Below are 23,653 nucleotides of genomic sequence, written 5' to 3' on the forward strand. Positions count from 1 at the left end.
CCCCGGCATGAGAAAGGGCCGCCCCCCGGGGAAGCGGCCCTCGCGTCAGCCCTGAGCGGGTGAGGCTCAGTGCTCCTCGAACAGGCTCGTCACCGAACCGTCCTCGAAGACCTCACGCACCGCACGCGCGATCGTCGGCGCGATCGACAGCACCGTGATCTTGTCCAGCTCCAGCGCACCCGGGACCGGCAGCGTGTCCGTGAACACGAACTCGCTCACCTTCGAGTTCTTCAGGCGGTCCGCCGCCGGACCCGACAGGATGCCGTGCGTCGCCGTCACGATGACGTCCTCCGCGCCGTGCGCGAACAGCGCCTCCGCCGCCGCGCAGATCGTGCCGCCCGTGTCGACCATGTCGTCCACCAGGACACACACGCGGCCCTCCACGTCACCCACGACCTCGTGCACGGTGACCTGGTTCGCCACGTCCTTGTCACGACGCTTGTGCACGATCGCCAGCGGCGCGTCCAGCCGGTCGCACCACCGGTCCGCGACCCGCACCCGACCCGCGTCCGGAGACACGATCGTCAGCTTCGTACGGTCGACCTTCGCACCCACGTAGTCCGCCAGGACCGGCAGCGCCGACAGGTGGTCCACCGGACCGTCGAAGAAGCCCTGGATCTGGTCCGTGTGCAGGTCCACCGTCAGAATGCGGTCCGCGCCGGCCGTCTTCAACAGGTCGGCCACCAGGCGCGCCGAGATCGGCTCACGACCGCGGTGCTTCTTGTCCTGACGGGCGTACCCGTACGACGGAATGATCACGGTGATGCTGCGGGCCGAGGCCCGCTTCAACGCATCGATCATGATCAGCTGCTCCATGATCCACTTGTTGATCGGAGCCGTGTGGCTCTGGATCAGGAAGCAGTCCGCGCCGCGCGCCGACTCCTGGAAGCGGACGTAGATCTCACCGTTGGCGAAGTCGAACGCCTTGGTGGGAACGAGGCCGACACCCAGCTGGTGCGCGACCTCCTCGGCCAGCTCGGGGTGGGCGCGGCCGGAAAAGAGCATCAGCTTCTTCTCGCCGGTCGTCTTGATCCCGGTCACAGCACTGTCTCCTCAGACGTGTTCCCTGGCCGCGACCCCCGCGCTCCCGTGCGCGTGTGCGAACCAGCCGAATTTGTGTGCACGTATCACGGTACGCCGAGTTCGACGTACCCGTTTCCGGTCAGCTTTCGCCGACGGAACCCTCCGACGCCGCCTGAGCGGCCTGCGCGGCAGCGCTGCCGGGCCGCTTCCGGGCGACCCAACCCTCGATATTCCGCTGCTGGCCCCGGGCGACGGCCAGTGCACCGGCCGGCACGTCCTTCGTGATCACGGACCCGGCCGCGGTGTACGCCCCGTCCCCGATCGTGACAGGAGCCACAAACATGTTGTCCGAGCCGGTCTTGCAGTGGGACCCGACGGTCGTGTGGTGCTTCGCCTCGCCGTCGTAGTTCACGAACACGCTGGCCGCGCCGATGTTCGTGTACTCGCCGATCGTCGCGTCACCCACGTACGACAGGTGGGGGACCTTCGTGCCCTCGCCGATCGTCGCGTTCTTCATCTCGACGTACGTGCCGGCCTTCGCCTTCCGGCCCAGCTCCGTCCCCGGACGCAGGTACGCGTACGGGCCCACCGAGGCGCCCTCGCCGACGACCGCCGAGTCCGCCACCGTGTTGTCCACCCGGGCGCCCCTGCCCACCCGCGTGTCCTTGAGGCGCGTGTTCGGACCCACCTCGGCGTCCTCCGCCACGTGCGTCGCGCCCAGCAGCTGCGTACCGGGGTGGATCACCGCGTCCGGCTCGAACGTCACCGTCACGTCCACCACCACCGACGACGGGTCCACGACCGTCACGCCGGCCAGCATCGCCGCCTCCAGGAGCCGCTGGTTCAGCAGCGCCCGCGCCTCCGCGAGCTGCACCCGGTTGTTGATGCCCAGGATCTCCCGGTGGTCGGCCGCCACCGAGGCGCCGACCCGGTGGCCCGCCTCGCGCAGGATCGACAGCACGTCGGTGAGGTACTCCTCGCCCTGGCTGTTGTCCGTCCGCAGCTGCTTGATCGCCTCGGCCAGCAGCTTCCCGTCGAACGCGAACACGCCGGAGTTGATCTCCTTGATCGCGCGCTGCTCCTCGGAGGCGTCCTTGTGCTCCACGATCTCGGTCACCGCGCCGGAGGCGTCCCGGACGATCCGGCCGTAGCCGGTCGAGTCCGGCACCTCGGCGGTCAGCACCGTCACGGCGTTGCCGTCGGCGGCGTGGGTGGCGGCGAGGGCGCCGAGGGTCGTGCCGGAGAGCAGCGGGGTGTCGCCGCAGACGACCACGACGGTCCCCTCGGGCGCCTCGCCCAGCTCCTCCAGCGCCATCCGCACCGCGTGCCCGGTCCCGTTCTGCTCCTCCTGCACGGCGGTCCGGGTCCCGGCGTAGTGCTCCTCCAGGTGCCCCCGCACCTGCTCACGGGCGTGCCCGACGACCACGACGAGGTGCTCGGGCTCCAGCTCCCGGGCGGCGGACACCACGTGCCCGACGAGCGAACGCCCGGCGATCTCGTGGAGGACCTTGGGAGTCTTCGACTTCATGCGGGTGCCCTCACCCGCTGCGAGGACGACGACGGCTGCCGGGCGGTTGGCGCTCACGGGTATGCCCTTCGGCTTTGGGTGGTGGACGCACGAAGGATACCGGGGGGTCGGGGGCCGGACATGAGCGCGGGTCCTGACCGTGGAGGTCAGGACCCGCGACAGGGGGCTCCCGGAGAAGGATTCGAACCCTCATTCAATGGACCAAAACCATTTGTCCTGCCCTTAGACGATCCGGGATGGTCCGCCCGCTATGCCCGATTTTCGATCGAGGGAACCGGGACGGCCCCTACTATGCCGCACCAGGCGCCTTCGATGCGACGGTACAGATCGGCGCTTCCCGGGATTTTGACCGCGAGGCGTTCGCGGTAGCCGTCGTCCACGGGCGCGCCCTCGGTGGGGGCCCACCCGTAGGGTGGTGGGCATGACCGCAACGGGGGCAGATCAGGACGCGCCGGGCGCCGGCGCGCGGGGCTGGTGGTGGTGGGAGAGACGGCGGGGAGCCGTCCTGGACGGGGGGCTCGCCGGGGTTTCCGCGGTGGAGTGCGCGGCGGAGGGGGCCGCCTTCGCCGAGCGGGCCGGGACGCCCCTGGCCGTCGGGGTGCTGTTCGGTTTCGTCGTGGGGTCCGTGCTCCTCGTGCGGCGCCGGTGGCCGGTCACCGTCGTCCTCGTGTCGATCGCCGTGACGCCCGCCGAGATGGGCTACCTCATGGGGATCGTCGGCCTGTACTCGCTCGCCGCCTCCGAGGTGCCCCGGCGCATCACCGCCGTCCTGGCCGGGATGTCGACCGTGGCCGTGTTCGTCGTGACCGTCGTACGGCTGCGCCAGGACGTGGCCCAGGCCGACGTCGACCAGCAGGACTTCGACCCGAGCGGCTGGTACGTGCCGCTCGTCTCGGCCTTCATGACGCTGGGCCTCAACGCCCCGCCCGTCCTCTTCGGCCTCTACATAGGGGCGCGGCGCCGGCTGATGGAGAGCCTGCGGGAGCGGGCCGACAGCCTGGAGCAGGAGCTGTCGCTGCTGGCCGACCGGGCGGAGCAGCGGGCTCAGTGGGCGCGGCAGGAGGAGCGGCGGCGGATCGCGTGGGAGATGCACGACGTGGTGGCGCACCGGGTGTCGCTGATGGTGGTGCACGCGGCGGCTCTGCAGGCGGTGGCGTTGAAGGACCCGCAGAAGGCGGTGCGGAACGCGGCGCTGGTGGGGGACATGGGCCGGCAGGCGCTGACGGAGTTGCGGGAGATGCTGGGCGTGCTGCGGGAGGAGGCGGTTCCGGTCCCTGTGTCGGGGGTGCCGCTGGCGGCGGTGGGACGTGCGGCGGCGGCCGCGGCGGAGGCGGCGGCCGGCGACGGTGACGGCGGGGCCCGCGGTGAGGGCGAGGACCGGGACGGGCCGTGTCTGGACGCGGTGGAGGCCCTGTGCGAGCAGTCGCGGCAGGCGGGCGCGGCCGTGGAGCTGGTGGTCTCGGGTGAGGCGCGGCGGTACGCGCCGGAGGTGGAGCGGACGGCGTACCGGGTGGTGCAGGAGGCGCTGACCAACGTCCACAAGCACGCGGCGGGGGCGGAGGTCGTGGTGCGGCTGGCGCACCGGGAGGCCGAGGTCGCGATGCAGGTGGAGAACGGTCCTTCGGACGCGGCGGTGGCGGACGCGCATCTGCCGAGCGGGGGGAACGGGCTCGTGGGCATGCGGGAGCGGGTCGGCCGGCTCGGTGGTGTGTTCGTGGCGGGGCCGACGGACGCGGGTGGTTTCCGGGTGTCGGCGGTGCTGCCGACGGCGCCGGCCGGGCGGACGGGGCCCGCCGTCCCGCCGGTCGCGTCCGTGGACGGCTAGCGTCGCGCGTGCCGCCGGCCGCGCCGGTCAGGGCAGGGTGGTGAGGCGGGTGGGCTGGGCGCCGGTGACGAGGGTGGCGAGGGCGGCGTCGATGTCCTTGCCGAGGTACCAGTCGCCGGCGTGGTCGAGGCTGTAGACGCGGCCCTCGGCGTCCATGGCGAGGACGGCCTGGTGGTCGCCCTCCTCGCCGAGCGGCGCGAGTTCGGTGTCCAGGGCGCGGCCGAGGTCGCCGAGGGTGCGGGCGAGGTGCAGCCCGGCGAGGGGGTCGAAGCGTACGGTCGCGGGCGCTATCTGCCGTCCTTGCCCGGGTGCGGTGACGGTCAGGCCGCCGAATTCGGCCCAGGCCTCGACGGCGGCCGGGAAGACGCTGTGGCGGTGTCCGGCGGGGGAGACGTGGGCGCGCAGGGCGTCGGCCCATTCCTCGGCGAGCTTGATGTCCCAGCGGCCGGGCTGCCAGCCGGCCTCGCGGAGGGCGGCGTCGACGTTGACCGGGAAGCGGGTGGTGTCGGGCATGGGCGGGGTCAGCCGTTCTGGGCGGTCGGGTCGACGGTACGGACGCCGAAGTGGGCGAGCATCGCCGTACACGAGCGGCAGGGTGCGGCGTAGCTGCCGTGGAGCGGGTCGCCGTCCTCGCGGATGCGCCGGGCGGTGAGCTTGGCGTGTTTGAGGGAGCGGCGTGCCTCGCCCTGGGTGAGTGGTTTGCGCTGGGCGCGCCTGGAGCGTCCGTTCTCGGTGGCGGTGAGGTGCCGGGAGAGCAGGATCGCCTCGGGGCAGCGTCCGGTGAAGCGTTCCCGCTGGCCGCTGGTGAGGGTGTCCAGGAAGTCCTGGACGAGCGGGTGGAGGACGGGCGGGCGGTCGCCGCGGCCGGCCGTGCAGGTGAGGGTCTCCCCGCGGACGGAGAGGGCGGCCCCTACGGTGGGGAGGATTCCGTCGCGCCGGTGACGCAGTAAGGGCGCGCGGGTGGCCTCGGCGCTGCTGCTCCAGTTGAGGCGCGGGTCACCCTGTGTGGGTGTTGTTGCGGTGTGCATCGTGTCGGTCTTCCCCTCCTGCAATCCCCCGAGTTGCGTGGACAGCCTGCCAAATAGGGAGCCATATGGGGAAGCTGGGGCGGCGAAACGTGCCGTCGGTGTGTCGGAACCATGGGGGGACTGTCATGGCTTCGTGACACGGGGTGACGGTCGGGGTGGGGGCGGACGGGGCCCGTCCGGAGGGTGGTGGCAGCGCATAGGCTGTGCGGGATCAGTCGGTAGGAGCAGTCAGCAGTCAGCGACGCCAGTGCAGGGGGCAACCGCCATGACGACAGGTCGGCTCGGGCAGGACACCGCGCCACCGAACGCGGCCTACGCCGGGCAGGTCGTGCATTTCCCGGATCCGGTGCGGGCCGCCCGTCACCCGCGAGGGGTACGGGTGGACGAGCGGGGTTACCCGGATTTCTCGCCGTACGCGCGCGCGGCGGCGGAGATCGCCGACCCGCCGGAGGGTTTTGGCGTCGACGAGCTGAGGCTCACGGACTACGTGTCGGCGAACGCGGCGATGGCGGCGACCGGCCATGAGCTGTGGGACGCGATTCCGTCGGTGGCGACCCCGCACGGCTGGACCTGGCATCACGTGGCGCACAGCCGCCGGATGGAGCTGGTTCCGGTGGAGGTGAAGGCGCTGCTGCGGCATCACGGCGGGGTGGCGACGGCCGCGGTGGACCAGTCGAAGCGGGGGACGCGTCCGCTGCAGGAGACCCGGCCGGCCCACTTCGGGGTGCCGAGGACGCTGGTGTCGGTGTCGGAGCAGCAGTTGCAGGGCGTCGAGGAGGATCTCGGTTACCGGCTGCCGGGGGCGTACCGGTCGTTCCTGAAGGCGGCGGGCGGGTGCGCGCCGGTGGGCGCCGCGCTCGACGCGGAGCTGGGGCTGCTGGTGGACCAGCCGTTCTTCACGGTGCGGGACGAGGCCGGGGTGAACGACCTGGTGTACGTCAACAAGTGTCTGCGGGATCACCTGACGAAGGACTACCTGGGGGTGGCGTTCGTGCAGGGGGGTCTGATCGCGGTGAAGGTGCGCGGTGAGGCGGTCGGTTCGGTGTGGTTCTGCGCGTACGACGACGCGCGGGACGGCGGCGAGGTGGCGGCCGGCTGGTCGGTGGGTGAGCGGGTGGAGCGTCTGCTGCTGCCCTGTGGTGAGGATTTCGACGCTTTCCTGGCGCGGCTGGCGGGCAATCCGCCGGAGCTGGAGACGGTGGCGAATCTGATGGTGGACGGTGGCTTCGCGCGTGCCGTGCCCGTGGTCCCGGTGGGGGAGTGAGCTGGCTGTGGTGACGTTCGCGCAGGCGCAGGAGCGTGCCGAGGAGTGGATCAACGGTGACCTGCCGGCGTATCAGCACCGTGAGGTGCGGGTGCGGGAGTTCGAGCTGGGTTTCGTCGTGTGGGCGGAGGACCGCGAGGGTGGTCCGACGTCGGACGGGGGCCGGCAGCGGCTGGTGATCGCGCGGGACAGCGGGGAGGCGACGCTGTGGCCGGGGCTGCCGGTGGGTGAGGTGATCCGCCGGTACGAGGAGGAGTACGGCGCCGCGGAGGAGGCGGCTGCGGCGCCGGTGCCGGCGGCGCGGGTGGATCTGAACCAGACGTCGTTCCTGCTGAGTCCGCCGGAGTGGCTGCAGGACGCGGCGGACCGGATCGGTCTGCCGAAGGAGCCGAACGTGTCGCAGGAGGAGGGGGGCGCGGTCCCGGCGCCGTCGTCTTCTTCCGGGCCGTCGTCGCCGGCCTCGTCCTCGTCCTCGTCGCCCTCTTCGGGTCTGCAGGACGCGTCGGAGGTGGCGGACGTTCCGGAGGCGCCGCGGGTCTCGGAGGCGTCGTCGTCCTCGGCGACGCCGCCGGTCTCCTCGGAGGAGGGTCCGGACCGCGAGCCGACGGCGATGGACGGGGTGCCGGCGCGTACGCCGGACGCCCCGGCCGCCGGTTCCGCCGCCGCTGCTGCGGCGGACAGCCCGTGGGCGGACGCCAACGCGAGTTCCGGCGGGGCGGACGGGGCGGTGCCGCTGCCGGCGACCGTCTTCGCGCCGCCGCTGTCGGGTACGGACGACGAGGACGCGCCGCCGCCGGTGGTGGGCGCGGACGCGCCGACCGCGCTGATGCACGGGGGCAGCGCGCTGCCGCCGACGGCCGTGGCGACTCCGGCCCTGGACCCGAACGCGCCTGCGCCGGCCTCGGCGACGCCCGCCCCGGGCCCCGTGCCGCCGGCGGTGACGCCGCCTTCCGCCCCGGCACCGATGCCGATGCCGACGCCGCCTCCGCCGTCCGCGCCGCCCGCCCCGGGTGTGCCGCAGGCGGGGGACCTCGCGGACGCGGCGACGAGCAAGGCCCGGCTGACGCCCCCGGGCGGGCCTACCCCGCCCCCGCCGCCGGGTGCCCCCGGCGTGCCCGGTGCCGGTGGTACGGGTGGTGGCGGCGGTCTCGCCTACGTACCGACGCAGCTCGTGTCGCAGCTCGCGCCCGACGCGGGGCCGCCCGGGGTTCCGGCGCCGCCCGGGCCTCCTGGCGCGCCGGGAGCTCCGGGGGTTCCTGGGGCGTCCGGTGGTGCGACGCCGCCGCAGCCGGTGCACCAGGCGGCGACGATGCTGGCGCACCCCGGTCCGAGCGGGCCGGGCGCGCCTCCGCCGCCTCCGCCGCCGCCCGGGGTGCCGGGCACGCCGCCCGGTGGGGTCGCGCACGCGGCGACGATGCTGGCGCACCCGGGGCCCGGGGGTCCCGGTGTGCCGCCGCCCCCGCCCGCCCCGGCGCCGCCGGTGCACGGCGGGCACACGCCGCCGCCCGCCGCGGGGCCGGTGCCCCCGCCCGCGTACGGCTATCCGCAGCAGCCGCCGGCCGGGGTGCCGACGGTCGGCCCGGGGTACCAGGCCGTGCTGCGCTACCGCGCGCCCGACGGCTCGGAGGCGCAGATCATCCGGCGTTCGGCGCCGGGCACCCCGCATCCGGAGTGGCAGATCCTGCACGAGCTGCGGGCCATGAACGTGCCGCCGCAGCAGGTGCTGGAGCTGCACACGGAGCTGGCGTCCTGCGAGCTGCCGGGCGGTTACTGCGCCCGGATGATCCGGGAGACCTGGCCGCAGGCGCGGATCACCAGCATCGCCCCGTACGGCCGTGACCACGCGGGCCGGCAGCAGGGCATGCGCCAGCTGCTGACCCATCAGGGCGAGCTGCACCAGGTGGCGGACGGTCCGGCGCGTCCGGCGCCGGTGCGGGCACCGCTGCCGCAGGTGCAGCCCGCCCCGCCGCTGCCGCCGGAGGCGGTGGCGCAGGAGCTCGGTGCGGCGTTCGGGCCGGGCGTCCTCCGGTTCGACCAGCGGGCGGTGTCCCGGCAGGGTGTGCCCGAGCTGGTGGCGCGGACGCTGGTGTGGGCGGGTCTGCCGGCGGACTTCGGTCCGTTCTTCTGGGCGCAGCCGGCGGTGCCGGTGGTACCGACGCTGGCGGAGCTGGCCGCGCAGCGGCAGGTGCAGCCGGCCGCGGACGCGGGCTCGTACCTGGTGCTCGGGTCGGACTTCGGGCGGGCGATCTGCGTCCAGTACGGGACCGCGCACATCGTGGCGGTGCCGGTGGAGGCCGGTCCGGGCGGGCAGCCGGTGCCTCCGCAGTTCGTGAACACCGGACTGCCGGAATTCGTGCGGTGCATGGCGCTGCTGGGCCGGATGTGGCGGCTGCGGTTCGGCCTGAACCCGGAGCAGGCGGGCCGGTGGACGGTCGACTTCCAGGCGCAGCTGGCGATGCTGGACCCGGCGGCGCTGTCGTCGCCGGAGAACTGGTGGTCGGTGCTTCTGGAGCAGATGTGGGACGGTCTCCTCTGAGGACGGCCCGGCACGACAGGATGTGATCAAAGGCGCTCGACGTGTGTTCACGTCGGGCGCCTTTTGTCCGTTCTCATGGAGCATCCTTGATGCTCGAGTCCATACGGAAGGGGCGTCAGGGATGAGTTTCGCTGTCGGACGGGGCCGCGGGTACCGGCCGGAGCAGGTCGACCGCTTCCTCGCAGCGCTCTCCGAGGAACGCGACGGCGCCTGGGAACGGGCGGCGCGGCTCACCGTCCTCGAGAAGGAGATGGAGGCCGAGGCCGCCCGGCTGCGCGCCGAGGCGGAGGCGCTGCCGCCGCAGCGGTACGAGTCGCTGGGCGAGGCGGCGCAGAAGATCCTGGAGCTCGCGGAGCAGGAGGACGAACGGCTCGTCCGGGCCGCCGAGGCCGAGGCGCAGGCGCTCGCGGAGGCCGCCGCCGAGGCGGCCGGGCAGGCGGCGGAGTCGGCCCGAACGTACGCCGAAGGGGTACGCGAGGAGGCCGAGGCGACGGCCCGCGCCGCCCTGGAGGAGGCCCGCCGCCGGGCCGAGGAACTGCGGACGGTCGCCCTGCGGGACGCGGAGGGCGCCAGGAAGGCGGCCCGGGAGGCGTACGAGGAGACCGTGGCCCGCGCGGAGGCGCTCCTCGCCGAGCAGCGCGCCGAGCAGGCGACCGTGCGGGAGGAGGCCGAGCGCGCGGCCGAGACGCGGGCGGCCGAACTCGACGCCCGCCACGAGGAGCAGTTCGCCCGGGCCGAGGAACGCCTCGCGGAGGCCCGCCGGACCCTGTCCGCGACCGAGGAGCAGGCCCGGCACGGCCAGGAGGACGCGGAGGCCCGCGCGGCCGAACTCCTTGCGGAGGCCCGCCTCAAGGCGGAGCGGATCGAGCGTGCGACGGAACGGGTGCTGCGGGAGCACGAGGAGGCGCGGGACGAGATCCACTCCCACATGGAGCACATCCGCAACTCCCTCGCCGCCCTGACGGGCCGTCCGGCCGCGCTGGACGACGACCGGAAGCGGGCGAGGGACGGGGAGGACCGGGAGGCCGGGGACGACCGGGACGACCGCGAAGGCGGGGAGGACCGGGCGGACCGACAGGCCCCGAAGGCCCAGGGCACCGCCGACTGAGACCTTCCTGCGGGGCGCGGCACGCACCGGAAGCGGGGATCTAGGCTCCCTGTCATGCGGATGGAACTGACGGCGGTCACCCTCGACTGCGCCGACCCCCTGGGCCTCGCCGACTTCTACCGGAGGGCGACCGGGCTCCCCCTGCACGAGCGTTCCGACGGCGTGTTCGCGGCGCTGCGGGGGGAGCACGGGATGGTGATCGGCTTCCAGCGCGTCGACGGGTACCGCCCGCCGTCCTGGCCGGAGGGGGAGGTGCCGCAGCAGCTGCACCTCGACTTCGCCGTCGACGACCTGGACGCGGCCGAGGCGGAACTGCTCGCCCTCGGCGCCGGGAAACCGGAGCGGCAGCCCCGCCCGGACCTGTGGCGGGTCCTCACCGATCCGGCCGGTCACCCCTTCTGCCTGACTCCGCGCCGGGACGCCCCGTAGGCGGGCCCGCGACGGGTCGTCCCCCGCAGGAGCTTCGCCGCCGGGCGACCGCTACTCTCCTCTCCTCCAGGAGAGGAAGATCATGATGCGTATACGCACGTCAGGACGGCGTCTGTCGGCCGTGGCCGTCACCGCCGTCCTCGCGGCCACCGGAGGCGTCGTGGCCGCGGTCCCGGCGACCGCCGCCCCCGCTCCCGCCGCGGTGGCCGCCGGGGCGGCGGAGGAGTCCGCCGTACGGTTCCCGGTGGGCGCGGAGGTCGTGGGCGCGGGCACCACCGGGTTCCTGTCGCGGACCCGCGCGACCGGCACCGCCACTCCCGAGTACCGCTGGACGCGTTTCGCGGACGGCTCCTCCACCGTCCTTCCGCCCGCCGCCCTGGTGACCGGCGGCGTGTCGGACGTCGTCGTGACGGGCGAGGCCGCGGAGCCGACCGACAACCGGGTCCTGACCCTCCACGACATGGCCGCCCCCTCGGCGGCCCCGGTGCGCGTGGACCTCGACCTGCTGGGAGCGAACCACTACTTCACCGGCGCCGTCGGCTCGACGCTGGTCGTCCTCGTGGACGACGAGGAGGCCGGCCCCTGGCGTCCCCACCTCGTCACCATGGAGGACGGGAAGCCCGTCGCCCGCCCGGTGACCGGCCTGCCCGACACCATCTGCGACCTCAACGTGGCCGCGTACGCCGCCGGCACCGCCGTCCTCGACTGCGGCCTCGGCGTGAACGAGCCCCGCTCCCGGGCGGTCGTGGACCTGGCGACGGCCGCCGTCGTCTCCGCCCATCCGAACGGGCAGCGGATGCCGGAGACCGCCGTCTCCGCCACCCACGTCGCCTGGGAGGAGTCCGACGCGACGACGTCCTGGGTCCAGGCCGCCCGCATCGGCTCGGCCGAGAGCAGGCGGATCGAGACGAACGGCTTCTGGGGCGACGGCTTCCAGCTCCTCGGCAGCTGGCTGGCCTACGGCGAACCGAGCAGCATCGACGACGGCCAGGACACCTACGGCGGTACGGCTCCGCGCGCCCCGCGGCCGTACGTGGCCCGCTCGCTCGACACCGGCGAGAAGGTCCCGCTGCTGACCCACTACTCCTCCGCCGTCCCCGCTCCCGACGGCTCCCTCCTGGTGCGGGGCGGCGACCCGGCCACCGGCGAGGGCCTCTACCGTGTGGCGCCCGGCGCCGACGGCAGGCCGGCCGCCACGCTGGTCGCGCCGACCGGGCAGGCCACCGCGGTCACCCTCCTCGGCACCACGGCCCCGACCGCCCTCACCGGCGCGCAGCTCGCCGGCGGCGTCGACATGACCTGGGACCTGTCCCGGGGCGACGTGTTCGCCTGGGTGACGCTCGTCCACACGCGGACCGGCCAGCGCGGCCAGTGGCCCGTCGTCACCACCCCGGCCGCCGCCGCGCCGCGTACGGTCTCCTGGCACTGGAACGGCAAGGAGCTCACCCACCCGGAGGCCACCCGCCCCGCCCTCAACGGCGAGTACACCTGGGAGCTCCACGCCCTCCCGGACGACGGCATCGGACCGGAGCTGCGGTCCACCGGCCGTTTCACCGTGACCCGGCCGCTCGGGGCGCACGACTACGACGACAACGGCACCGCCGACGTCTTCGTCCGCGACAACGCCGGAGGCCTGGCGCTGGTCGGCACGCAGCCCGCGTCCACGGGCGACAACCTGGCCCCCGCGGGCGCCTGGAACGTCGGCACCGGCTGGCAGATCTACGACCGCGTGGAGTCCGCCGGCAACGTGGCGGGCACCTCCGCCCCGGACACCGTCGCCCGCGACACCAAGGGCGACCTGTGGCTCTACCAGGGCACCGGTGACGGCGCCAGGCCGCTGTCCGGCCGGATCCGGATCGGGACCGGCTGGGGGATCTACCAGCACCTCGCGGGCGGCAGCGACCTCACCGGCGACGGCCGCGCGGACCTCCTCGCCACCGACAAGGCGGGCGGCCTGTGGCTCTACCCCGGCACCGGGAACACCACCGCGCCCCTCGGTCCGCGCCGGCAGATCGGCACCGGGTGGGGCGTCTACAACCAGCTCACCGCCACCGGTGACCTCGGCGGCGCGGCGGCCGGCGACCTCCTCGCCCGCGACGCGGACGGCGTCCTGTGGCTGTACCTCGGCAAGGGCGACGGCACCTTCGCGCCGCGCGCCCGGCTGGGCGCCGGGTGGAACGCGTACACCGACCTCGTCGGCATCGGGGACGGCAACGGCGACGGGCGGGCCGACCTGCTCGCCGGCAACGGGAAGGCGTACTTCTACGCCGGTACCGGCGACTGGTCGGCGCCCTTCAAGCCGGTGAAGGCGAGCGACGTGCTGCCGGCCGACCTCGGGTACAACACCGCCTTCTGAGGCCCGCCCGGCCGGTCAGTCCTCCGGGGGCCCGTGCCGCTTCTCCTCCTCCAGGACGGGGAAGCGGCGCGGGGCCAGCGTGAGGAGGGCGAGGAGCGCCAGCCCGGCCGCCACCGCCGCGCCCAGGTAGACGGAGTCCACCGCCGCGTCGACCGCCCGGCGCAGCCGGTCGGTGGTGTCCGCGGTGAGGGAGCCGGGGGCGTCCAGGGCGCGGGCCAGGGTGTCCAGGTCGGTGCTGCCGCCGAGCCGGGAGGCGAGGACCGCGTTGGCGACGGCGCCGAACAGCGCGGCGCCGACGCTCTGCCCGACCTGCCGGCAGAAGAGGACGGAGGCGGTGGTCGTGCCCCGCTCCTCGTACGGGACGGTCGACTGCACGCCCACGATCAGCGGCAGCTGGAAGAGGCCGAGCGCCCCGCCGAGCAGCAGCATGAGGAGCGCGGGCTGCCAGGGCTCGCCGGGGAACGGCAGGAACGGGAAGGCGAGCAGCAGCACCAGCGCCAGGGACATGCCGAGGACGGCGGTGAGGCGGAAGCCCACGCGGGTGTAGACGCGGCTGGAGAGCGCGGCCGTGACGGGCCAGCTGAGGGTCCAGGCGGAGAGGACGAACCCGGCGGCGATCGGTCCGAGGCCGAGGACGGACTGGGCGTAGGTGGGCAGGAAGACGGCCGGGGCGACCATGAGCAGGCCGAGGGCGCCGAGGGAGAGGTTGACGGCGGCGATGGTGCGCCGGCGCCAGACCCAGCCGGGGATGATCGGTTCGGCCGCGCGGCGCTCGATGACGACGGTGAGCGCGGCGAGGGCGGCGGCCCCGCCGAGCAGGCCGAGGGAGGGCGCCGAGAGCCAGGGCCAGGCGACACCGCCCTGGACGAGCGCGGTGAGCAGCAGGACGCCGGTGGCGAAGACGGCGAGGGCGCCCGGCCAGTCGACCTTCACGCGCGCGCGTGCGCCGGCCCCGGCGGGGGCGGTGCGGGCCGGTTCGGCGAGGTGGCGGACGATCAGCCAGAGGGCGAGGAGCCCCAGCGGCAGGTTGATCAGGAAGATCCAGCGCCAGTCGGCGTACCCGGCGAGCAGACCGCCCACGGCCGGGCCCGCCACCGAGGAGGTGGCCCACACCGAGGAGAGCTTCGCCTGGATCCGGGGCCGCTCCTTCAGCGGGTAGAGGTCGGCGGCGATGGTCTGGACGGTGCCCTGGAGCGCGCCCCCGCCGAGGCCCTGCACGACCCGGAAGGCGATCAGGGAGCCCATGTCCCAGGCCAGGGCGCAGAGCAGGGATCCGGCGAGGAAGAGGACGGTGCCGGCGACCAGGACGGGTTTGCGTCCGAAGGTGTCGCTGAGCTTGCCGTACACCGGCAGGGTGACGGTCACCGCCAGCAGGTAGCCGGAGAACAGCCAGGAGAAGACGGAGAGCCCGCCGAGGTCGCCGACGATCTGCGGGACGGCGGTGGCGACGACGGTGCCGTCGAGGGCGGCGAGCGCCATGGCGAGCATCAGCGCGGCGACGACGGGCCCCCGGCGGCCGGTGGGGGAGCCGGTGGGGCTCGGGGCCGGTCCGGTCCGGGTCCTCGGCTGTTCCGCCACCACAGGGTCCTTTCTTCGTACACCTAAATGGGCGCGGACAGACTCTCACCCCACCCGGGCCCGCAGGAACCCCCTGAGCGCGGGCCGGGCCGGGGCGCCGCCGGTTCCCCGCCCGGGCGTCCCCGCTCTCCCGGCGACGTGATCCGGTCGCCCCCGGGTGACCGCATGCCCGGGCCCGGTGGCCGTCGTACGCTGGGCACCCCGGCCCGTGCGACGTGTCGGGCCGTTCGCGTTGTGTCCGCTCTCCAGTACGTACCGGGATGGAAAGCCCCATGAGCCTGCACGGTCTTCTCGACCTCGTCGTCAAGGACGCGGCCCTCGCCGAGGCGGTGAGGGCCGCCGCCGACGGGCACCGCCCGCACGTGGACCTCGTCGGACCCCCGGCCGCCCGCCCCTTCGCGGTCGCCGCGCTCGCCCGGGACTCGGGGCGCCCCGTCCTCGCCGTCACGGCCACCGGCCGCGAGGCGGAGGACCTGGCCGCGGCGCTGCGGTCGATGCTCGACCCCGACACCGTCGTCGAGTACCCCTCCTGGGAGACCCTGCCGCACGAGCGGCTCTCGCCCCGCTCCGACACCGTGGGCCGCCGCCTCGCCGTGCTGCGCCGGCTCGCCCACCCCCGGGACGACGACCCGGCGGCCGGACCCGTCTCGGTCGTCGTCGCGCCGGTCCGCTCCGTACTCCAGCCGCAGGTCAAGGGCCTGGGTGACCTGGAACCGGTGTCGCTGCGGTCGGGAGGGACGGCCGACCTGAACGAGGTCGTCGAGGGGCTGGCCGCCGCCGCGTACTCCCGGGTGGAGCTGGTCGAGAAGCGCGGCGAGTTCGCCGTCCGCGGCGGCATCCTGGACGTCTTCCCGCCCACCGAGGAGCACCCCCTCCGCATCGAGTTCTGGGGCGACGACGTCGAGGAGATCCGTTACTTCAAGGTGGCCGACCAGCGGTCCCTGGAGGTCGCCGAGCACGGTCTGTGGGCGCCGCCCTGCCGCGAGCTGCTGCTGACCGACTCCGTACGGGCGCGGGCGGCGGCGCTGGCCGAGGAGCACCCGGAGCTGGGCGAGCTGCTCGGCAAGATCGCCGAGGGGATCGCGGTCGAGGGCATGGAGTCCCTCGCGCCGGTGCTCGTGGACGACATGGAACTGCTGCTCGACGTCCTGCCGAAGGGCTCGATGGCGGTGGTCTGCGACCCGGAGCGGGTACGGACGCGGGCCGCCGACCTGGTCGCGACGAGCCAGGAGTTCCTCCAGGCGTCCTGGGCGGCCACGGCCGGCGGCGGCGAGGCCCCGATCGACGTGGGCGCGGCCTCCCTGTGGGGGATCGCGGACGTACGGGAGCGGGCGCGGGAGCTGGGCATGGCCTGGTGGTCGGTCTCGCCGTTCGCCGCCGACGACGCCGAGCGGGAGGCCGACACGCTCACCCTGGGCATGCACGCCCCGGAGTCGTACCGCGGTGACACGGCCCGCGCGCTCGCCGACACCAAGGGGTGGCTGTCCGACGGCTGGCGCACGGTGTACGTGACGGAGGCGCACGGTCCGGCCTCCCGCACGGTGGAGGTCCTCGGCGGCGAGGGCATCGCGGCCCGCCTGGCGGCCGACCTCACCGACATCACCCCGTCCGTGGTGCACGTGGCGTGCGGTTCGATCGACCACGGCTTCGTGGACCCGGCGCTGAAGCTCGCGGTCCTGACGGAGACGGACCTGTCGGGCCAGAAGGCGGCCGGCAAGGACGGGCAGCGGATGCCCGCCAAGCGGCGCAAGACGATCGACCCGCTGACCCTGGAGGCCGGCGACTACATCGTGCACGAGCAGCACGGCGTCGGCCGCTACATCGAGATGGTCCAGCGGACCGTGCAGGGCGCCACCCGCGAGTACCTGCTGGTGGAGTACGCCCCCGCCAAGCGCGGCCAGCCCGGCGACCGCCTCTACATCCCCACCGACCAGCTGGAGCAGGTCACCAAGTACGTGGGCGGTGAGGCGCCGACGCTGCACCGGCTCGGCGGCGCGGACTGGACGAAGACCAAGGCGCGGGCGAAGAAGGCGGTCAAGGAGATCGCCGCCGACCTCATCAAGCTGTACTCGGCGCGCATGGCGGCCCCCGGCCACGCCTTCGCCCCCGACACCCCCTGGCAGCGGGAGCTGGAGGACGCCTTCCCGTACGTGGAGACGCCCGACCAGCTGTCCACCATCGCCGAGGTGAAGGAGGACATGGAGAAGACGGTCCCCATGGACCGGCTGATCTGCGGCGACGTCGGCTACGGCAAGACGGAGATCGCGGTGCGGGCCGCGTTCAAGGCGGTCCAGGACGGCAAGCAGGTCGCGGTCCTGGTGCCGACCACGCTCCTCGTCCAGCAGCACTTCGGCACCTTCTCCGAGCGGTACGCGCAGTTCCCCGTGAAGGTGCGGGCGCTGTCCCGCTTCCAGACGGACGCGGAGGCGAAGGCGACGCTGGAGGGGCTTCGGGAGGGCTCGGTCGACGTCGTCATCGGCACCCACCGCCTCTTCTCCTCCGAGACGAAGTTCAAGGACCTCGGTCTGGTCATCGTCGACGAGGAGCAGCGCTTCGGCGTCGAGCACAAGGAGCAGCTGAAGAAGCTGCGCGCCAACGTCGACGTGCTCACGATGTCCGCCACGCCGATCCCCCGCACCCTGGAGATGGCGGTCACCGGCATCCGCGAGATGTCGACCATCACCACCCCTCCGGAGGAGCGGCATCCCGTCCTCACCTTCGTCGGCCCGTACGAGGAGAAGCAGATCGGCGCGGCGATCCGCCGCGAACTGCTCCGCGAGGGCCAGGTGTTCTACATCCACAACCGGGTGGACTCCATCGACCGGGCGGCCGCCCGGCTCCGTGAGATCGTCCCCGAGGCGCGGATCGCCACCGCCCACGGCCAGATGTCCGAGCAGGCCCTGGAGCAGGTCGTGGTCGACTTCTGGGAGAAGAAGTTCGACGTGCTCGTCTCCACCACGATCGTGGAGTCCGGCATCGACATCTCCAACGCGAACACCCTGATCGTGGAGCGCGGCGACAACTTCGGCCTCTCCCAGCTCCACCAGCTGCGCGGGCGGGTGGGCCGGGGACGGGAGCGCGGTTACGCCTACTTCCTCTACCCGCCGGAGAAGCCGCTCACCGAGACCGCCCACGAGCGGCTCGCCACCATCGCCCAGCACACGGAGATGGGCGCGGGCATGTACGTGGCCATGAAGGACCTGGAGATCCGCGGCGCGGGCAACCTGCTCGGCGGCGAGCAGTCCGGCCACATCGCCGGAGTCGGATTCGACCTGTACGTACGGATGGTGGGCGAGGCGGTCGCCGACTACCGGGCCTCCCTGGAGGGCGGCGTGGAGGAGGAGACGCCGCTGGAGGTGAAGATCGAACTGCCGGTCGACGCGCACGTCCCCCACGACTACGCGCCGGGCGAGCGGCTGCGCCTCCAGGCCTACCGGGCCATCGCCTCCGCCAACTCGGAGGAGGACATCAAGGCGGTACGGGAGGAACTCACCGACCGGTACGGCAAACTCCCCGAGCCGGTCGAGAACCTCCTCCTCGTCGCCGGCCTGCGGATGCTGGCCCGCGCCTGCGGAGTCGGCGAGATCGTCCTCCAGGGCCCGAACATCCGCTTCGCCCCGGTGGAGCTGCGCGAGTCGCAGGAACTCCGCCTCAAGCGCCTCTACCCGCGCACGGTGATCAAGCCGGCCGTCCACCAGATCCTGGTGCCGCGCCCGACGACGGGCAAGATCGGCGGGAAGCCGGTGGTGGGGCGTGAACTGCTGGCGTGGACGGGGGAGTTCCTGACGACGATCCTGGGGTCGTGATCCCGGCGTCCGATGGGGACGCGGCCGACCTGCCGTGACCTCCTGCCCCTGAGCCGTGACCGTGCCCCGGCCGATCCCTCGGAGTCGGCCGGGGCACGGGTGGGCGCGGTGGGGGCGTCAGAGCACGCCGAGGTCGACCGCCTCGGCCATCGCGCGGTAGCCGGCGTCACCGGGGTGGAGGTGGTCGCCGGAGTCGTAGGCGGGGCGCATGCGGTCGGGATCGGCGGGGTCGGCGAGGGCGCGGTCGAAGTCGATGTACGCGTCGTACGCGCCCGACGTGCGGACCCAGTGGTTGAAGGCGTCGCGCTGGGCCTCGTTGTGCGGGGTGTGGTGACGGGAGCCCTTCATGGGGGTGAGCGTCGCACCCACGACGCGCAGCCCGTGGGCGCGGGCCTCGCGGATCAGGGCGAGGTGGCCCTCGATCAGCTCGTCGACCGTGACCTCGGGGCCGCTCGTGGCACCCAGGTCGTTGATGCCTTCGAGTACGACGACGGTGGTGACGTCCCGCTCGGTGAGGACGTCCGGCCCGAAGCGGGTGGTGGCCTTCTCGCCCATGGGGCCGCTGTCGCGGACCACCTTGTTGCCGCTGATGCCGTGGTTGAGGACGGCGCGGGGCCGGCCGGCGGCGGCGAGCCGTTCGGCGAGGACGTCGGGGTAGCGGCGGTCGGTGTCCCGGGTGGAGCCGGAGCCGTCGGTGATGGAGTCGCCGAAGGTGACGACGGCGCCCTCGGCGCCGCTGCCCGGCGACGTGCCCCGGACCTCGACACCGGTGAGGAAGTACCAGGAGGCGTCGGTCTCGGTGAACGCCGAGCCGTCGGTGTCGGCCACGTGGTCGCCCACGGCCCGGTGGCTGGTGGCGGCGGCCACGCGGTGGACGGTGGCCGGGCCGGTCGCTCCCATGAGGCGGAGGGTGACGGTCACCCGGTCGAAGGGCCGGACCCGCAGGGCGGCGGCGTCGCTGAGGAGCGTGCCGCCCGCCGGGATCGTGAGGGCGCCGTCGCCGCCGAAGGTCAGCCGGCGGACGGAGCCGGGCACGACCGAGCCCTTGCCGGCGGCGGCGGTACGGGCCACGGTGGCGCCTCCGATGCGGAGCGGCCGGGTGCCGTAACGGTTGCTCAGCTCGATCCGCAGCCGGTCGCCGCCGGTGGTGACCCGGACGGACTGGCGCAGGGTGTGGTCGGTGAAGCCCTCGGCGGACCAGTTCTCGGTACTGGTCCCCGGGGGCTGGGGTGAGGCCGCCCAGGCACCCCGCCAGGGGGCGGGGGCCGTCGTGGGGGCCGGGGACGCCGTGGCCCCGGAGGCCGTCGTGCCCGTGTGCCGCTCCGTGCCGCAGGCCGTCAGGGCGGCGGCGGTGGCCAGGGCGAGGAGGGTGGCGGTCGCCCGCCGGTACATCTGGTGCGTGGTCATCCGTCCCGCTGTTCCGCCCCTGTCGGAGGGGCATCCGCGCCGAACATCACGCCGGTCAACGACCGGAAGACCTCGCCCGGTTCCCGGCCGGCGACCGGTTCGTCCAGATTGTGGGTGAGGAGCAGGGTAGCGAAGCCGTGGGCGAGCGACCATGCGGCGATACCGGCCGTACGGGTGTCGATTCCGTCCGGAAGGGTTTCCCCGCCGCCCGTCAGTTCCGCGACGCCGGCGCGCAGTTCGGCGGAGGCCCGGTCCTTGGCGGCGAGGAGCGCCGGGTCGTCGGCGCGCAGCAGCTCGGGCCGGAACATGACCTGGAAGTGGGCGGGATGGTCGGCGGCGAACCGCACGTACCGCACCCCGCGTTCGCGTAGCCCCGCCGCGTCCGCGAGGGCCCGGGCGAGGAGGTCGTACCCCTGTGCGGCGATGGCGGTGAGGAGTCCGGTGCGGTCCTTGAAGTGGTGGGCGGGCGCCGCGTGGGACACCCCCGCGCGGCGTGCGAGGTCGCGCAGGCTCAGGGCGCCGGGCCCGTCAGCGGCGATGACGTCGAGGGCGGCGTCGAGGACGGCCTGCCGCAGGCCGCCGTGGTGGTACGTGCTCCGGCTCGTCATGAGGGCAGCCTAGCCCTGATCTAGCCATTGACAAGTTAGGGCCGGGAGCTCACTCTGGGAAATCTAGTCAATGACAAGTTCCCTCGTGGGGGAGGAGCCGTGAGTGCCATGAGCCGCAGCAGCGACGACACCGTGAGCCGGGAGGGCGCCGGGGACGGTACGGGCCCGGCCGGGGTGGGGCCCGGGCGCGTACGGCAGATGTGGCATCTGCTCGAACCCCTCCACGCCCTCCTCTACTACGCCCCCGAGGCCTTCGACGAGGCCGCCCGCCTCGGGTACGACACCACCGAGCGCCGGCCCTCCTACTTCGCCTGGCGCGCCGCCCCGCTCGGCCCGGCCGGACCCGCCCGGGTGGCCTCCGCCTTCTACAGCTTCAGCCCGGCGGCGGTGGCCCGGCACGTCCCGGCGGTCTGGGGGACCGCCGACCCCGCCGACGTCCTCGCCGCCCGCCTGCGGGCCGTCGACCGCACCTACGGTGCGGTCCTCGGCGAGGAGGGCCTGCGGGACCCCGGCCTCGCCGAAGCCGCCGCGCTCGCCCGCCGCGCCGCCGGGGCGGCCGGCCCCGCGGGCCGCCCGCTCGCCGCGGCCAACGCGGAACTGGACTGGCCCGACGCCCCGCACCTGATCCTCTGGCAGGCGGCGACGATCCTGCGCGAGCACCGCGGTGACGGCCATGTGGCCGCGCTGCTCGCCGCCGGGCTCGACCCGGTGGAATCCCTCGTCTCCTTCGCCGCCGTCGACGCCGCGCCCGTACCCTTCTTCGCGAGCCGGGGCTGGAGCGACGCCGAGTGGTCCGCCGCGCGGGACCGCCTGGCCGCACGCGGACTGGTCGACGCCGACGGCGCCGCCACCGCCGAGGGCCGCGCCCTGCGGGCCGAGGTCGAGCGACGTACGGACGAACTGGCCGCCGCCCCGTGGGTCGCGCTCGGTCCCGGGGCCGTGGACAGGCTCGCCGACCTGCTCGGCGACCCCTGGCTCGCGGCGCTCGGTTCCGGCCTGCTGCCCGCCGAGAACACCCTGGGCATCGGCAGGACCTGAGAGCCTCGGGGCTCTCGCACCGGGACACGTTCTAGGGGGACGTACCGGTCCCCGCCTAGGATCGCCGGATGCGCACCTCTCGGAAGACACGCAGGCATCCGGGCATACGTCGGCGGACATCCGCGGCGGTCGGGCTGGTGGCCGCCGCGCTCCTGGTTTCGGGGTGTCAGGGGGGTGAAGGCGGGGGTGCGCCCACGCGTCCCGGGGCGCCGGGCGGGCGGGCCGTCAGTCCGCTGGTGAACCCCGACGGTACGCGGCCGGGCCTCGCGCCCCTGACGGCGGAGGCCGACCGGGCGGCGGCGCTCGGGGTCATCGGGCGGCTGGGCACGAAGGGCCGGGGGCCGAAGACGGGGTACGAACGGGAGAAGTTCGGCCGGGCGTGGGCGGACACCGCCGACGGGGTGCCCTTCGCCCGGAACGGCTGCGACACCCGCAACGACCTCCTGCGCCGCGACGGCCGCGACCTCCGCTTCCGCGACGGATCCGACTGCGTGGTCGTCGCCATGACCCTGGACGACCCGTACACCGGACGCACCCTCGCCTGGCGCAAGCAGAAGGCCGCCGAGGTGCAGATAGACCACGTCGTCCCGCTCTCGTACAGCTGGCAGATGGGCGCCTCGCGCTGGCCGGAGAGCAAGCGCCGGCGGTTCGCGAACGACACGCTCAACCTGCTGCCGGTCGAGGGCCGGGCCAACGCGGCCAAGGGCGACTCCGGCCCGGCGTCCTGGCTCCCGCCCGACAAAAGCGTCCGGTGCGCCTACGCGGTCCGCTTCGCGCAGGTCGCCCTCGCGTACGAACTGCCGGTCACCGAGCCCGACAAGCGGGCGATGGCCCGTCAGTGCGGCGGCTGACGGACCGGCACCGCGCGGCCCCGGGTGAGGGCGAGCGGGAGCAGGGCGAGGAGGGAGACGAGGGCGCAGACGCCCCACCAGCCGGTCAGGGCGTAGGCGCGGGTGCCGAGCCAGGAGCCCAGGGTGCCGCCCAGGTAGGCGCAGGACATGTAGGCGGTGTTGAGGCGGCTGCGGGCGTCGTCGCGCAGGGCGTAGACGCGGGCCTGGTTGGCGACGCTGCCCGCCTGGAGGGCGATGTCGAGCAGCAGGGTGCCGGCGAACAGGGCGATCAGGCCCGGCGCGCCCCCCAGGACACCGGCGGCCAGGACCGCGGCGGCGAGGAGGACGCCCAGCGCGCAGACGCGGTTCACCGGGTCCGCGCCGTGGCGGTCCACCAGGCGGCCGGCGAACGGGGTGCACAGCATGGTGGCGCCGCCGACGAGGGCGAGCAGCCCCACGGCCGGGGCGCCCAGGCCGTAGGCGGGGCCGGTGAGCAGGAGCGCCAGGCACGTCCAGACCGCCGAGAAGCCGCCGAAGACCGCCGCCTGCTGGAGTGCGGAGCGCCGCAGGTCCGGTTCGGCGCGCAGCAGCCGCAGCGCCTCGGCCAGGAGTGACGGGTAGGACCGGTCCGCCGCGCCCGGGGGCGCCGGGGCGGTGGTGCGCAGCGCGCGGGCCAGGACGAGGGCCAGGGCCAGGACGAGGGCGGCGGCCACCAGATAGGGGGCCCGCCAGCCGGCGGCTTCGCCGAGGGTGCCGCCGAAGGCGCGGGCCAGCAGCATGCCGCCGATGGAACCGCTCAGCAGCGTGCCGAGCACCGCGCCCCGGCGGTCGGCGGGGACGAGACCGGCCGCCATGGGACCGATCACCTGCGCCGCGACCGTGGTGAACCCGACGAGGGCGCTCGCGGCGACGAGGAGCGGCAGCGTGGGGGCGCAGCCCGCGGCGAGCAGGCCCCCGCCGGTCAGGACGAGCAGGACGACGAGGAAGGGGCGGTACGCGAGCCGGTCGCCGAGCGGCACCAGCAGGAACATGCCCGCCGTGTAACCCGCCTGGGTGGCGGTCACGGTGGCCGAGGCGGTGTCGGCGGAGACGCCGAGGTCGGCGGCGACGAGGGGCGTGAGCGCCTGCGGAAAGTAGAGGTTGCCCACGGCGAACGCGCAGGTCAGAGCCAAGAGCAGGGTCAGTCGGCGGCCCAGCGGGGTCCCGGCCGCCGGTGTGGCCCCCGCCCCGCCCGCCGGTGCCGTACGCCCCCCGCGCGTTCGTGGTGTCATGGGCGAAGTCCACGGCAT

At 74.3% G+C, this 23,653-nt stretch carries 17 protein-coding genes and 1 tRNA gene; 9 read left to right on the top strand and 9 right to left on the bottom strand.

Features of this window, described 5'->3' with window-relative positions; all coding sequences use genetic code 11:
• Positions 1-66: 66 nt before the first annotated feature.
• The 3 genes from ABTY40_RS19395 to ABTY40_RS19405 form a co-directional block, all read right to left on the bottom strand.
• The gene (locus ABTY40_RS19395; RefSeq protein ID WP_345285280.1) at positions 67-1,041 is read right to left on the bottom strand and encodes a ribose-phosphate diphosphokinase; all 975 of its coding nucleotides are present in this window, start codon (positions 1,039-1,041) and stop codon (positions 67-69) included.
• 121 nt (positions 1,042-1,162) lie between these two features.
• Entirely contained in the window at positions 1,163-2,608 is a 1,446-nt protein-coding gene (gene glmU, locus ABTY40_RS19400; RefSeq protein ID WP_352060629.1) for a bifunctional UDP-N-acetylglucosamine diphosphorylase/glucosamine-1-phosphate N-acetyltransferase GlmU, read from the bottom strand.
• 109 nt (positions 2,609-2,717) lie between these two features.
• Positions 2,718-2,788 (bottom strand) — tRNA-Gln (locus tag ABTY40_RS19405).
• 184 nt (positions 2,789-2,972) lie between these two features.
• On the opposite strand from ABTY40_RS19405, the gene ABTY40_RS19410 reads away from it, so the two are divergent.
• The gene (locus ABTY40_RS19410; protein WP_352060630.1) at positions 2,973-4,376 is read left to right on the top strand and encodes a sensor histidine kinase; all 1,404 of its coding nucleotides are present in this window, start codon (positions 2,973-2,975) and stop codon (positions 4,374-4,376) included.
• A gap of 27 nt (positions 4,377-4,403) precedes the next feature.
• Here the strand turns inward: ABTY40_RS19410 and ABTY40_RS19415 are convergent, their stop codons facing one another.
• Entirely contained in the window at positions 4,404-4,889 is a 486-nt protein-coding gene (locus ABTY40_RS19415) for an SUKH-3 domain-containing protein (RefSeq protein WP_352060631.1), read from the bottom strand.
• An 8-nt stretch (positions 4,890-4,897) separates the two neighbouring features.
• Positions 4,898-5,404, bottom strand: coding sequence for a YwqJ-related putative deaminase (locus tag ABTY40_RS19420; RefSeq protein WP_345285272.1), 507 nt, complete (start codon positions 5,402-5,404; stop codon positions 4,898-4,900).
• Between the two features lie 265 nt (positions 5,405-5,669).
• On the opposite strand from ABTY40_RS19420, the gene ABTY40_RS19425 reads away from it, so the two are divergent.
• The 5 genes from ABTY40_RS19425 (at position 5,670) to ABTY40_RS19445 (ending at position 13,097) form a co-directional block, all read left to right on the top strand.
• Positions 5,670-6,668 (top strand): SMI1/KNR4 family protein, encoded by a 999-nt coding sequence (locus ABTY40_RS19425; RefSeq protein ID WP_352060632.1) that lies wholly within the window; start codon positions 5,670-5,672, stop codon positions 6,666-6,668.
• 7 nt (positions 6,669-6,675) lie between these two features.
• Complete coding sequence (locus ABTY40_RS19430) at positions 6,676-9,204, top strand: SUKH-4 family immunity protein (RefSeq protein ID WP_352060633.1); 2,529 nt, start codon at positions 6,676-6,678, stop codon at positions 9,202-9,204.
• A 121-nt stretch (positions 9,205-9,325) separates the two neighbouring features.
• Entirely contained in the window at positions 9,326-10,312 is a 987-nt protein-coding gene (locus ABTY40_RS19435) for a coiled-coil domain-containing protein (protein ID WP_352060634.1), read from the top strand.
• A 54-nt stretch (positions 10,313-10,366) separates the two neighbouring features.
• The gene (locus tag ABTY40_RS19440) at positions 10,367-10,741 is read left to right on the top strand and encodes a VOC family protein (protein ID WP_352060635.1); all 375 of its coding nucleotides are present in this window, start codon (positions 10,367-10,369) and stop codon (positions 10,739-10,741) included.
• A gap of 82 nt (positions 10,742-10,823) precedes the next feature.
• A complete protein-coding gene (locus ABTY40_RS19445; RefSeq protein ID WP_352060636.1) occupies positions 10,824-13,097 on the top strand; it encodes an N-acetylmuramoyl-L-alanine amidase in 2,274 nt (757 codons plus the stop codon).
• Positions 13,098-13,112: 15 nt separating this feature from the next.
• On the opposite strand, the gene ABTY40_RS19450 is transcribed toward ABTY40_RS19445, so the two are convergent.
• Entirely contained in the window at positions 13,113-14,675 is a 1,563-nt protein-coding gene (locus ABTY40_RS19450) for an MFS transporter (protein WP_352060637.1), read from the bottom strand.
• 272 nt (positions 14,676-14,947) lie between these two features.
• On the opposite strand from ABTY40_RS19450, the gene mfd reads away from it, so the two are divergent.
• Positions 14,948-18,481 carry a transcription-repair coupling factor gene (gene mfd / locus ABTY40_RS19455; protein WP_352060638.1) on the top strand — a complete coding sequence of 1,178 codons (3,534 nt, stop codon included), beginning with the start codon at positions 14,948-14,950 and terminating at the stop codon, positions 18,479-18,481.
• Positions 18,482-18,598: 117 nt separating this feature from the next.
• Here mfd and ABTY40_RS19460 read toward each other — a convergent pair whose 3' ends face one another.
• Both ABTY40_RS19460 and ABTY40_RS19465 read right to left on the bottom strand, forming a co-directional pair.
• A complete protein-coding gene (locus tag ABTY40_RS19460; RefSeq protein ID WP_352060639.1) occupies positions 18,599-19,888 on the bottom strand; it encodes an SGNH/GDSL hydrolase family protein in 1,290 nt (429 codons plus the stop codon).
• A complete protein-coding gene (locus ABTY40_RS19465; RefSeq protein WP_352060640.1) occupies positions 19,885-20,496 on the bottom strand; it encodes a TetR/AcrR family transcriptional regulator in 612 nt (203 codons plus the stop codon). The genes ABTY40_RS19460 and ABTY40_RS19465 overlap by 4 nt, the downstream gene beginning before the upstream one ends.
• A 198-nt stretch (positions 20,497-20,694) precedes the next feature.
• On the opposite strand from ABTY40_RS19465, the gene ABTY40_RS19470 reads away from it, so the two are divergent.
• Complete coding sequence (locus ABTY40_RS19470; protein ID WP_352060703.1) at positions 20,695-21,534, top strand: SCO6745 family protein; 840 nt, start codon at positions 20,695-20,697, stop codon at positions 21,532-21,534.
• A gap of 68 nt (positions 21,535-21,602) precedes the next feature.
• Positions 21,603-22,385: an HNH endonuclease family protein gene (locus ABTY40_RS19475; RefSeq protein WP_352060641.1), complete on the top strand. Its 783-nt coding sequence runs from the start codon at positions 21,603-21,605 to the stop codon at positions 22,383-22,385.
• Here the strand turns inward: ABTY40_RS19475 and ABTY40_RS19480 are convergent.
• A complete protein-coding gene (locus tag ABTY40_RS19480; RefSeq protein ID WP_502990624.1) occupies positions 22,370-23,635 on the bottom strand; it encodes an MFS transporter in 1,266 nt (421 codons plus the stop codon). The two genes, ABTY40_RS19475 and ABTY40_RS19480, sit on opposite strands and share 16 nt — an antisense overlap.
• Positions 23,636-23,653: the final 18 nt, after the last annotated feature.

This window comes from Streptomyces sp. NPDC126503, from assembly GCF_040302405.1.
Classification (GTDB): Bacteria; Actinomycetota; Actinomycetes; order Streptomycetales; family Streptomycetaceae; genus Streptomyces; species Streptomyces gulbargensis.